The organism is Mycobacterium montefiorense, from assembly GCF_003112775.1.
Taxonomy (GTDB): domain Bacteria; phylum Actinomycetota; class Actinomycetes; order Mycobacteriales; family Mycobacteriaceae; genus Mycobacterium; species Mycobacterium montefiorense.
Genome location: NZ_BFCH01000018.1, coordinates 1168657 through 1182415 on the forward strand (window position 1 = coordinate 1168657; position 13759 = coordinate 1182415).

At 67.3% G+C, this 13759-nt stretch carries 3 protein-coding genes; 1 reads left to right on the forward strand and 2 read right to left on the reverse strand.

What is annotated here, in order from left to right:
- Positions 1-10 precede the first annotated feature (10 nt).
- The gene (locus DB708_RS17995; RefSeq protein ID WP_108924043.1) at positions 11-12496 is read right to left on the reverse strand and encodes a type I polyketide synthase; all 12486 of its coding nucleotides are present in this window, start codon (positions 12494-12496) and stop codon (positions 11-13) included.
- Between the two features lie 398 nt (positions 12497-12894).
- Positions 12895-13245, reverse strand: a complete 351-nt coding sequence (locus DB708_RS27455; RefSeq protein WP_108924045.1) for a hypothetical protein — start codon at positions 13243-13245, stop codon at positions 12895-12897.
- 170 nt (positions 13246-13415) lie between these two features.
- Between DB708_RS27455 and DB708_RS18005 the strand changes: the two genes are divergently transcribed.
- Positions 13416-13751, forward strand: coding sequence for an RNA polymerase-binding protein RbpA (locus DB708_RS18005; protein WP_108924047.1), 336 nt, complete (start codon positions 13416-13418; stop codon positions 13749-13751).
- The last annotated feature ends 8 nt before the right edge of the window (positions 13752-13759 follow it).

Genomic DNA, 13759 nt, shown 5'->3' on the forward strand with positions numbered 1-13759 from the left:
ACTTTCATGATTATTCTTCGTCGTCGTCGCTCAACGCCGCATTGAGCAGGTCCTCGAGGTCCATGTCCGCGATGTCCTTTTCGGTGCTCGCTCCAGCGACTGGGGCCGCCGCGGTGCTGTCTTCGGTTGCCAACGCGAGCAACAACTCCAGCACTCCGGCTTGCCGGAGTCGCTTGACCGGAATCGACCCCACCACACGCTGAATGTCGGCTTCCCCGGGCGCGGCGGCCGGGGCGCTTTCCTCCGAACTCCCCACCAGCTCGGAATGCATGTAACCAGCCAGCGCGGCGCAGTTCGGATAATCGAAGATCAGCGTGGGCGAGAGCGCCAGACCGGTAGCGGACTTCAGCCTGTTGCGCATCTCGACGGCGGTCAGCGAATCGAAGCCGAGCTCCTGGAACGCTCTTTCCGGATCGATCGACTCGGGGCTCGAGTTGCCCAGCACCGTGGCGATATTGGAGCGCACCAGATCCAGCAGAACCGCGTATTGCTCATCCTCGGGCAAGCCTTCGAGACGTTGCAGCAGAGCTGATTTGGACTTCGCCGCGGCCAGCGAGTCGTCAACCTGGCGCCGGGTCGGCGCGTTGATCAGGTCAACGAACATCGGCGGCAACGTTCCGCCGTCGAACTTGACCCGCAGCGCCGCAAGGTCGATGTGGGCGGGCATCAAGAACGGCTCGTCGACGATCAGCGCGGTGTCCATCAATTCCAGTGCCTGATCCGACGACATCGCGACGATGCCGTCGCGGCCGAATCGGGCACGATCGGCGGCACCCAGCGCACCGGTCATGGCACTGGCCTGGTCCCACAGACCCCAGCCCAGGGACATCGCCGGCAAGCCGTCCCCGCGCCGGTGCACGGCCAATCCGTCCAGGAAGGAGTTGGCAGCCGCGTAGTTGGCTTGACCCGACGCGCCTGCCAATCCGGCCATCGACGAAAACAGCACGAAGGCGGACACATCGAGTTCGCGCGTCAACTCGTGCAGGTTCCAGGCACCGTCGACCTTGGCCCGCAGCACCGCATCCACCCGTTCCGGGGTCAACGACGAAATCACTGCGTCATCGAGCATCCCGGCCGCATGAATCACGCCGGATAGCGGCCGCTGCACCGGGATATCAGCGATCACCTTGGCCAACGCCTCGCGATCGGCGACGTCACACGCCACCACCTGGACCTGGGCACCCATCGCGCTGAGCTCGGTCATCAACTCCGCGGCCCCCGGCGCATCCAGGCCGCGCCGGCTCACCAAGACCACGTTGCGTGCGCCACGGCGAGAGACCAGGTGGCGGGCCAACGCCGACCCGGCCATGCCGGTCCCACCAGTGATCAGCACGGTGCCGGCCGACCAGCCATCCGGCATCGTCATCACGACCTTGCCCACGTGGCGGGCCTGACTCAGGTACCGCAACGCCGCCGGCGCGCGTCGGACGTCAAACCTGGTCACCGGCAACGGCCGTAGCACGTCGTCGCCGAAGAGCGCGGCCAGTTCGTCGAGCATCTGCTGGATGCGCTCGGGGCCCGCCTCGAACAGATCAAAGGCGCGGTATCGCACCTCGTGATGTTCCTCGGCGACCTTGGCGGGCTCGCGGATGTCGGTCTTGCCCATCTCCAAAAAGATCCCGCCGGGAGCCACCAGCCGCAGGGACGCGTCGACGAAGTCGCCAGCCAGGGAATCCAGCACCACATCCATGCCACGCCCGGCGGTGACCGCACGGAACTTGTCCTCAAACTCCAGGCTTCGGGAATCCCCGATATGATCGTCGTCAAAGCCCATGGCCCGCAAGGTGTCCCACTTGCCACGGCTCGCCGTTGCGAAGACCTCGAGACCCAGGTGCCGGGCCAGCTGCACGGCAGCCATCCCGACACCGCCGGCGGCGGCGTGCACCAGCACCCGCTGGCCCGGTTTCGCCGCGGCCAGATCCGTCAGTGCGTAATACGCGGTGGCGAAAACCACTGTGGTGGTTGCGGCGGCGGTGTGCGACCAGCCGGCCGGCATCTTGGCCAGCAGCCGCTGGTCGGTGGTCGCGATCGTTCCGGTTCCGTCGGGGAACAAGCCCATCACGCGGTCACCGATCGCGAAACGGCCATCCTGCGAAGCTGTTTCGATCACGACGCCGGACGCCTCGATACCCATCACCGCATCGGGATCGGGGTAGAGACCGAGCGCGATCATCACGTCGCGGAAGTTGGCCGCGATGGCCGACAGCGCGACCCGAACCTGCCCCGGCTCCAGCCGAGCGTCGGCATCCGGGATTCGCTCGAGTCGCAGGTTCTCGAATGTGCCGCGACTGCTCATGCCCAACCGCCACGGGCCATCGCCCGGCGGCACCAGGAGACCGCCCAGCGCGCGGCTGCCATGCACTCGCGCGATGTAGACCTTTGCACCACGCACCACGACTTGCGGCTCACCGGTCGCCAGGACCGCGGCCACCGCCTCGTCGTCGAACGATCCGTCGGTGTCGGCCAACACGATCCGGCCTGGATGCTCGGTCTGCGCCGAACGCACCAAGCCCCACACCGCGGCGCCCGCAAGATCGGTGATCTTCTCCCCCGGCAACGTCGTCGCACCCCGGGTCGCCACCACCAGCGTTCCCGCACCCTCGCGGGCCAACCACGTCTGCAGCACCGGCAGCACCGCGCGGGTGGCTCCGTACACGCCGGCCAGGACGTCATCGGCAATCGCCGCCGACTCGAACAGCACCGCCGATCGCTGCCCCTCGGCAGGCTGGGATTCCGGTGCACCCCAGGTGCACACCGATACCGGCTGCGCCGAGGAGGCCGGCGCAGCGATCCAGTCGACTTCGAAGAGCCGGTCCGGCCCGGAGTTCGACACCGCCGCCAGCAATTGCTGATCGGTGACGGGTCGGGCCACCATCGATGCCACCGAAAGCACCGGCAGCCCAAGGCCGTCGGCGAGTTCGATCGACACCGCCGACTCGCTCACCGGAACGATCCGCGCCCGGACCGCCGACGCGCCCGCAGCGTGCAGGGACACCTGCTGCCAGGAGAACGGCACCAACATCGACCCTTCGACAAGCTCGTCGCTGTCTGAGGCCAGGATCACCGCGTGCATTGCGGCATCCAGCATCACCGGGTGAACCCCGAACCCGGCCACCGAGACCCCGGCATCCGCAGGCAACGTCACTTCGGCGAACACCTCGTCGCCACGACGCCACATCGAGGTCAAGCCGCGGAACGCGGGCCCGTAGCCGTACCCGCGCTCGGCCAGCCGCTCATAGCCGTCGCCGACATCGACCGGGACCGCACCGATCGGCGGCCACGCCGACAGATCCGCGCACGACTCGGCCGACCCGGCGCGCAGCACCCCCTCGGCGTGCAGCGACCAGCCGGAACCGGCCTCGGCACGCGAGAAGACCGACAAGGCACGGGCGCCCGAGTCATCGGTACCGCCGACCACCACCTGGATTGCGACCGACCCACCGGCCGGCAATACCAGGGGCGCTGCAAGATTCAGTTCGTCGACAACTCCGCAGCCGACCTCATCCCCGGCGCGGATCGCCAACTCGACGAATCCAGCTCCCGGGAACAGCACGACCCCGCCCACGGCGTGATCGTTTAACCAGGTCTGCACGCTGGGCGATAGCCGACCGGTGAGCACCACTCCGCCCGAAGCCGGCAGCTCGACCACCGCACCCAGCAGCGCGTGTTCGCTGGCGGCCAGGCCCAGCCCGGCCGCATCGGCCGGCATACCGTCGCCGGCAAGCCAAAACCGCCGCCGCTCAAAGGCATAGGTGGGCAGCTCGACGAAACGCGCCTGGCCAAGAACACCGCGCCAGTCGACATCCATCCCGGCGACGAATCCTTGCGCGATCGCATTGGTCAGGGTCTCCGGCTCCGAACGGTCCTTGCGCAACGCGGACATGGTGAAGACCGGCGCATCGGGAAACGATTCCTCGATCGACGCCGTCAGGCCACTGCTAGGCCCGACTTCGAGGAAACGGGTGCCTCCTGCCGAGTGCACGAAGCGCACACTGTCGGCGAATCGCACCGCCACGCGCACATGCCGCTTCCAATAAGCCGCCGTCGCGAAGTCATCTGAGGCCAGCTGCCCGGTCACGTTCGACACGATCGGGATGGTGGGTTTGCCGACGGCGAGTCCGGCGGCGACCGTTCCGAATTCGTCGATCATCGGATCCATCAACGGAGAATGGAAAGCGTGCGAGACGGCCAGTTGGTGCACGCGTCGACCGTCGGCACGCAGGCGCTCGGCAATCGCGGTCACCTTGTCTTCCTCGCCCGAAATCACCACCGAGCCCGGTCCGTTGACCGCTGCGATGCCGACCCCCGTTTGTTCGAAGGGAGCCAGCTGCGGGAGCACTTCTTCTTCGGTGGCCTGCACGGCGATCATGGCCCCGCCTACCGGCAGTGCCTGCATGAAGCGGCCACGGGCGGCCACCAGCACCGCGGCGTTCTGCAGCGACAAGACATCGGCGACGTGCGCGGCCGCCAACTCGCCGATCGAGTGGCCGAGCACGAAGTCGGGCCGCACACCCCAGGATTCGAGCAACCGGTACAGCGCTACTTCCACCGCGAACAGCGCCGGTTGCGCGAATTCGGTGGTATTCAACAGGTCCTCGTCGTGGCCCCACATCACTTCGCGCAACGGCCGCAGCAGGTGCCGATCCAATTCGGCCACCACGGTGTTGAAAGCCTCGGCGAACACCGGATACCCGGCGTGCAATCCCCGGCCCATGCCCAGTATTTGGGAGCCCTGGCCGGGGAAGACGAAGACGGTCTTGGCCCCCGGTGCTGCGCTGCCGCGCACGACCGATGCGGCCTCACCGGTGGCCAATTCGTCGAGGCCGGCAATCAACTGGTCGCGATCGGCACCAGTGACGATCGCTCGATGCTCGAAGTTCGACCGGCCCGCCAAGGACCATGCCACGTCGGCGACATCGAGATTGCCGTGGACGCGGAGATGAACGGCCAGCCTGGACGCGTGGGAGCCTAACGCCGACAAGGACTTTGCCGATACGACCCACGGCAATACCGGCACCTTGGGGCGATCGACGAGGTGGTCGGGATCGACCGGCGCGGCCTCGATGATGACGTGGGCGTTAGTGCCGCTGATGCCGAACGACGACACGCCCGCGCGATGCACGCGCCCCGCGGCGGGCCACTGCCGCGCCTCGGTCAGCAACGACACCGAGCCCACCGTCCAATCCACGTGCGGGCTGGGCTGATCCACATGCAACGTCGCCGGCAACAGCTCGTGGCGCATCGCCAACACCATCTTGATCACGCCGGCGACTCCGGCGGCGGCTTGGGTGTGACCCATGTTCGACTTGATCGAACCCAACAGCAGCGGCTCGGTCCGGTGCTGCCCGTAAGTCGCCAACAATGCCTGGGCCTCAATGGGATCGCCCAATGTGGTGCCCGTGCCGTGGCCCTCGACCACGTCGACCTCGGCGGCGGATAAACCGGCACTGGCCAACGCGGCGCGGACCACTCTCTGCTGTGACGGCCCGTTGGGGGCGGTCAATCCATTGGAGGCACCGTCCTGGTTGATCGCCGAGCCCCGCACCACCGCCAGCACCGGATGACCCAGGCGCCGTGCATCCGATAATCGCTCAACAACGAGCATGCCGCCACCCTCGGAGAATCCGGTGCCGTCGGCGGCTCCCGCGTACGCCTTGCACCGGCCGTCAACCGACAGGCCGCGCATCCGGCTGAACTCCACGAAGATGTCGGGTGTGGCGTTCACCGTGACGCCGCCGGCCAGGGCCAAGTCGCACTCACCCGAACGCAGCGATTGCGCCGCCATGTGCAACGCGACCAACGACGACGAGCACGCGGTGTCCACCGATACGGCGGGGCCTTCCAGCCCCAGCACGTACGACACCCGACCTGATGCCACACTCGAGGACTGGCCGGTCAGCCGGAAACCCTCCGCAGTCGGTGCGGCGCCGATGCCGTAGCCCTGTGTGTATATGCCGGCGAACATGCCGGTAGCGCTGCCACGCAAGGTGCCAGGTTCAATTCCAGCCCGCTCCAAGGCTTCCCAGGACAGTTCGAGGAACATCCGCTGCTGCGGATCCATCGCCAGCGCCTCGCTCGGCGCAATACCGAAGAAGGCGGGATCGAAGTCCGCGACGCCGTCGACGAAGCCACCGGTACGCGTGTAGCAGGTGCCCGGAACATCGGGGTCCGGGTTGTACACGCCGGACAGGTCCCAGCCGCGATTGCTCGGGAATTCGGTGAGGACGTCACGACCCTCCGTCAGCATCTCCCATAGGTCGTCGGGAGACGTCACCCCACCCGGGTAGCGGCACGACATGCCGACGATCACGATCGGGTCGTCGCCGGTAACTCTCACCACCGCGGTTTGGGCGATTTCTTGCGGGACGCCGGCGAGCTCGTTGCAGATGTAGCTGGCCAGCCCACTCGGCGTTGGGTAGTCGAAAATGAGAGTGGGCGAAAGCGCCAGTCCCGTCGCGATTTTCAGTCGGTTACGCATTTCGACCGCGGTCAGCGAGTCAAAGCCGAGGTCCTGGAACGCCTTGTCGGGATCGATCGCCTCGGCGGTGCTGTTGCCCAACACGGTCGCAATGTGCGAGCGGACCAGGTCCAGCACCAGGGCGTGCTGTTCGGGTTCGGAGAGCCCGTGCAGTCGGTGCGCCAGAGCCGATTTCAATTTCGCGGCGGCCAGTGAGTCATCGACTTGGCGCCGTGCCGGTGCGTTGAGCAGATCGGCGAACATCGGCGGCACCACGGCCGCATGCGCACGCAGCGCGGCGAGGTCGATGCGGGCGGGCGCGATGAAAGGCTGGTCGACAATCAGTGCGGTGTCGAACAATTCCATCGCTTCGGCCGACGACAACGCCAGGATTCCGTCGCGGCTCAACCGGGCGAGGCCTGCAGCGTCCAATCCGCCGGTCATGGCGCTGGCCTGATCCCACAGCCCCCACCCCAGCGAGATCGCCGGCAACCCGTGTGCCCGCCGGTGCGCGGCCAACCCGTCGAGGAACGTGTTGCCCGCGGCGTAATTGGCCTGGCCCGATGAACCCACCAGGCCGGCCATCGACGAAAACATCACAAACGCCGACACATCCAAGTCGCGGGTGAGCTCGTGCAGGTTCCACGCCGCGTCCACCTTCGCCCGCAACACCGCGTCCACCCGTTCAGGTGTCAGCGAGGTGACCACCGCATCGTCGAGCACACCGGCGGCGTGGATGACTCCCGACAGCGGGTGCTGCGCCGGAATATCGGCAACCGTCGCGGCCAAGGCCCCGCGGTCGGCCGCGTCGCATGCGATCACCGTCGTCCGGGCTCCGGCCGCTTCCAATTCGGCGACCAACTCGGCAGATCCGGCAGCATCCGGACCACGACGGCTCAGCAGCAGCAGGTTCTGCACACCGTGGTGCGTCACCAGGTGGCGGGCCAGCGTCGAACCCGCCATGCCGGTACCGCCAGTGATCAACACCGTGCCGGCCGCCCACGCGTCCGGCAACGTCAGCACGACCTTGCCGATGTGGCGGGCCTGACTCAGGTACCGCAGGGCCGTACGGGCCCGTCGCACATCGAAAGTCGTCACCGGCAAGGGCCGCAGCACACCAGTGTCGAACAGTTCGGCGAGCTCGAGCATCCACTCGTGCATCCGGGGACGGCCCGGCTCGAAGAGGTCGAAGGCGCGGTAGCGGACGCCCGGATACTCCCGGGCGACCACGCCGGGGTCACGGATGTCGGTCTTACCCATCTCCAGGAACACGCCGCCGGGCGCGACCAGGCGAAGCGACGCGTCGACGAATTCACCGGCCAGCGAGTCCAGCACGACATCCATGCCGCGCCCACCAGTGACCGCGCGGAACTTCTCCTCGAACTCGAGGCTGCGCGAGTCCCCGATGTGGTCTTCGTCAAAGCCCATGGCCCGCAAGGTGTCCCACTTGCCGCGGCTGGCGGTACCGAACACTTCGAGCCCTAGGTGCCGGGCCAGCTGCACGGCGGCCATGCCCACCCCGCCGGCGGCGGCGTGCACCAACACCCGCTGACCCGGCTTGACATCGGCCAGATGGATGAACGCCATGTATGCGGTGGTGAAAACCGCTGAGATGGCGGCTGCTTCGGCGCAAGACCAGTCGGCGGGCTTCGGCTGCAGCAGGCGGATATCACCGGGTACCAATGTGCCGCTGCCGTCGGGGAAGAATCCGTAGACCGAATCGCCGACCGCGAATTCGGTGACGCCAGGCCCGACTTCAACGACTACGCCCGCGCCTTCGCCGCCGAGCAGTGCGTCGTGGGTGAACATGCCCAGCGTGATCATCACGTCGCGGAAGTTGGTGGCGATGGCGCGTAGGGCCACCCGAACCTGACCCGGCTCCAGCGGAGCACCCGCGTTGGGAACCGGCTCGAGGCGCAGGTTTTCGAACGTGCCCGCGCTGCTGATACCCAGCCGCCAGGGCCCCTCGGCGGGAGGCGCCAGAATTCCGTCGACCGCGCGGCTGCCGTTCACCCGCGGGATGTAGATCGTCGCGCCGCGCAGCAATACCTGCGGCTCGGCGGCCGCCACGACAGCGGCAGTGGTCGCGTCGTCCAGCGGCGCATCGGAATCCACCAGCACGATCCGGCCGGGATGCTCGGTCTGCGCCGATCGCACCAGACCCCACACCGCGGCGCCCGCTAAATCGGTGACATCCTCGCCCGGCAGCCCGATGGCTCCGCGGGTGGCCACGACCAGAACGCCCGACTCCTGCTCGGTCAACCACGACTGCACGGCCGCCAACACCTGGTGCGTGCGAAGATAGCTGGCAGCCACCGGATCATCCTCGGTAGCAACGGATTCCAGCAGCTGGTGGGGTGAAGCCTGCTTTGCACCGGCGGCTGACGACGCCGGCGACCACACCACCTCGAACAACCGGTCCGGGCCCGAGCTCGAGATGGCCGCGCGCAGTTGCTGCTCGTTGACCGGGCGGACGGCCATCGTGCCCACCGACAGCACCGGCAGCCCCAGCCCGTCGGCAAGCTCGATCGACACTGCGGAAGGACCAGCCGGCGCGATGCGCGCGCGTACCGCCGACGCGCCCGCGGCATGCAACGAGACGCCCTGCCACGCGAACGGCAACACGACGTCGGTTTCGTCGGCATCCTGGTGCGCAATGACCATCGAATGCATTGCCGCATCGAGCAATGCCGGGTGCACCCCGAATCCGTTGACACCCCCGGCGGCATCCGGCAACCGCACCTCGGCGAACACCTCATCACCGCGGACCCAGGTGGCGGTCAATCCTCTGAACGCGGGACCGTAGCCATACCCGCGGGCCGCCAGTTTCTCGTAGCCGTCGGCCGCATCCACCGCGACCGCACCGGCCGGTGGCCACACCGACAGATCGGCCTTCGGCTCGAGCGGCGCGGAACTCAACTCCCCCTCGGCGTGGCACATCCACGCGGAGTCGGCGTCGACGCGCGAAAAGATCGTGACACTGCGCCGGCCCGATTCGTCGCTGGCGTCCACCACGACTTGCACTGCCACCGAGCCGAATCCAGCATCGGTCACCGGCAACATCAGCGGCGCCTGCAGCGTCAGCTCGTCGACTGTCGAGCAACCGACTTCGTCCCCGGCACGGATGGCCAGCTCGACAAATCCCGCGCCGGGGAACACCGGCGTGCCAGACACGGCGTGATCGGCCAGCCAGCCCTGCAAGCTCGGCGACAAACGGCCCGTCAGCACCACCCCGCCCGAGGCGGGCAAGTCGACCACCGCGCTGAGCAACGCGTGCTCACTGGTTCCCAGGCCCAACCCCGCGGCGTCGGCTCCGACGCCCTCGCCGGCCAACCAGAACCTGCGCCGATCAAAGGCATACGTCGGTAGCTCGACGAAGCCGGCGCCGCCCAGTACCCCGCGCCAATTCACATGCACGCCCGCCGTGAAAGCGGCGGCGGCCGACATCAGGAACCGCTCGAGTCCGCCGTCGTCACGGCCCAGGGTGGGAACGACGATCGCCTCGGTGTCGGCGGCACCGGTGTCGTTGTAGGTGTCCTCGATCCCGGCGATCAACGCGGGATGCGGACTGGATTCGATGAATGTCCGGTATCCGTGCTCGCATGCGGTACGTACCGCCTGGTCGAATTGCACGGTCTGCCGGATATTGCGATACCAGTATGAAGCATCCAAACTGGCTGTGTCCAAACGATTTCCGGTCACAGTGGAAAAGAAGGCGATCCGCGTGGAACGCGGCTCGATGCCGGCAAGCACCTGAGTCAGCTCATCACGAATCGCCTCGACCTCAACCGAATGCGACGCATAGTCCACGTCGATCCGGCGGGTCCGCAGATCCAGGTCGGCGCAGAAGCCGACGACTTCTTCCAGCGCTGCGACCTCACCCGAAACCACGACCGCAAAGGGGCCATTGACGGCGGCGATGCTGAGTCGATTGCCGTAGGGCGCCAGCAATTCTCGCGCACGCTCGGTGCTGCACGCGATGGAAAGCATGCCGCCGGTGTGAGCCAGCGACCGCAGCAGCTTGCTGCGCAACGTCACCACGCGCGCGGCATCGCGCAGCGAAAGCGCACCGGCGACATATGCCGCGGCGATCTCCCCCTGCGAGTGCCCGATCACCGCGTCCGGATTGACTCCGACCGACTTCCACAGTTCGGCCAGCGACACCATCACCGCGAAGAGCACCGGCTGCACCACGTCGACGCGATCCATGCCCGGCGCTGCGGGTGCGCCACGCAACACGGCAATCAGCGACCAGTCGACGAACTCGGCGAACGCCTCTGCGCACACCTCGATCTGCTGGGCGAATACCGGTGCAGCATCGAGTAACTCGATGCCCATGCCCAGCCACTGCGAGCCTTGGCCGGGGAAAACGAAGACCTGCTTGCCGACTGGGCGCGCCGCTCCCCGAATGATCGAACTACCCGGGTCATCGCCGGCCAATTCGGCGAGACCGGCCAGCAATTGGTCGCGGTCACTACCGACGACAACGGCCCGGTGCTCGAAGGTCGCCCGGCCGGCCAACGACCACGCCACGTCGGCAAGGTCAAGCCCCTGATCGCCAGCTACCTGCGCGGCCAGGCGAGCCGCCTGAGATGTTAACGCCGCCAATGACTTTGCCGATAGCGCCCACGGCACCACCGTGGGCGCCGGGCCGGGATCCCGCGGGTCTTCGGCAGGGGCGGATTCGACGATCACGTGCGCGTTGGTGCCGCTGATCCCGAACGACGAGATCCCCGCGCGGCGTGCATGGTCCGCCGCCGGCCAGGGCCGCGCCTCGCTCAGCAACGACACCGCACCAGCCGACCAATCCACGTGCGGGCTGGGCTGATCCACATGCAACGTCGCGGGCAGCGTCTCGTGGTGCATCGCCTGCACCATCTTGATCACGCCGGCCACCCCGGCGGCGGCCTGGGTGTGACCCATATTCGATTTGATCGAGCCCAACCACAGCGGCTCACTGCGATCCTGGCCGTACGTCGCCAACAACGCCTGCGCCTCAATCGGATCGCCCAATGTGGTGCCGGTGCCGTGGCCCTCCACCGCATCAACCTCGGCCGTCGACAACCCGGCGTTGGCCAGCGCCGCGCGCACCACCCGCTGCTGCGAGGGGCCATTGGGTGCGGTCAATCCGTTGGAGGCGCCGTCTTGATTGACCGCCGAGCCGCGCACCAGCGCCAGCACCGGGTGACCCAGCCGGCGCGCATCCGACAGCCGCTCCACGACCAGCATGGCGCCGCCCTCGGACCAGCCGACGCCGTCGGCTGCCCCCGCGTAGGCCTTGCAGCGCCCGTCGGGTGCCAGGCCACGGTGCCGGCTGAACTCGATAAAAACCGTTGGGGTGGCGTTGACCGTGGCGCCGCCAGCCAGGGCCAGGTCGCACTCGCCGGACCGCAGCGACTGCACGGCCATATGCAAGGCCACCAGCGACGACGAGCAGGCCGTATCCACCGAGACGGCCGGGCCCTCCAGCCCCAGCACGTAGGACACCCGCCCCGAGGCGACACTGGAGGTCATGCCGGTCAGGCGATAACCCTCGATTTCCTCGGCGAGCATGCCGTAGCCCTGGACGATGAGCCCGGCGAACACCCCGGTGGCACTGCCGCGCAGCCCGCTGGGGTCGATCCCGCCCCGCTCCAACGCCTCCCACGCCAGCTCCAGCAGCATCCGGTGCTGGGGGTCCATCGCGAGCGCCTCGGTGGGCGCGATGCCGAAGAACGCGGGGTCGAAGTCGGCGACGTCGTCGACGAAGCCGCCGGTGCGGGCGTATGTTTTGTGGCGCGCGTCGGGATCGGGGTCGAATAGGCCCGCCAGATCCCAGCCACGATCGGCCGGAAACTCCGAGATCACGTCGCGGCCGTCGGCCACCATTTGCCACAGACTCTCGGGCGTATCTACACCGCCCGGGAAGCGGCAGGACATACCCACGATCGCGATCGGCTCGCTCGAGCGCTCCAGCAGCGCACGGTTGGTGCGCTTCAGGCGTTCAACCTGGACCAGCGCTTTTCGCAGCGCCTCGGTCGCATGCTGGAGTTGATCCACCTCAGTACCCCTTGCCTAACATTTGGTCTCTCCCGAACACGGGATGCCAACCACCGGATGCCGAGTCACGGCAGTCGCTGCACGAAGCGCGTTTCCGAGCCGCGTCGTGCTGCTCTCCGACCCAAGAATGTCGCTGGTGAGTATGGCTAACTCCGACAGGATTTCAAAACGTCCGATGCTCCCGGCTGCTAAAGGAGGATCGGGTCCGACGTGCGGAACGCCGTGTCCAATGGGATGGCGGCGCGCCCGGTGCCGCTGCGGTCCCGCTGACCGCGCCATACGCGTAGCACCCCGTCCATGGCGCGACTGTACCCGGCTAACCATCGGTAGTGGTCGGGTACCTGGCGGTGGGATTTCCATCGGAGCCGGGCAGTGTGGCACGGCACCGACTGGCGCGGTCAGACGACCGCTCGACGCCAGCCGTCGGCTGCCTGGGCGGCACGGAGCAGCGTCTCGCACAGTTCGCGCAATTCGGTTGCTTCGGCACCTTCGTCGAGCGCCGTGGCGACGTCCTCCGCTGCGCATCGGAGCTGGTAAACGCGATCTGACAGGTCGGACGCGTCGTCAGCCGACAGCACCACAGCATCGGCCGGCAGCGCGGTCGTTTCACCCCGGTTGATCGAAGCCCGCTGCTCGTAGGCCCGTTGCCGGCACGACTGCCGACAGTATTGACGGCGTCGACCCATCCCGACTTCGGTAACGTCTCGACCGCACCAACGGCATGGCTGTGGGTGGGAACGGCGGCTCACGCCTGCCGACTTTAGTCCGCCCCTCTCTGCGATCCCGGTATCATTGACGGTCGAGTCGCGTACGCCGCGTGTCGACTCGGGAACTACGCAGAACGTCCTAACGTTTGCTATGCGAATAGAATCGCGTCACCGGAGCTAAGAGCTCAAATGATTTAAAAGGAGTAGCAGCCATGGCTGATCGTGTGTTGAGGGGCAGTCGCCTCGGAGCCGTGAGCTATGAGACCGACCGTAACCATGACCTGGCGCCGCGTCAGCTCGCGAAGTACCGCACCGAGAACGGCGAGGAGTTCGAAGTTCCGTTCGCCGACGACGCTGACATTCCCGGCACCTGGCTGTGCCGCAACGGCATGGAAGGCACCCTGATCGAGGGTGACCTGCCCGAGCCGAAGAAGGTCAAGCCGCCGCGCACGCACTGGGACATGCTGCTGGAGCGTCGCACCGTCGAAGAGCTCGAAGAGCTGCTCAAGGAGCGCCTCGAACTGATCAGGACGAAACGGCGCGGCTGACCGGCTTC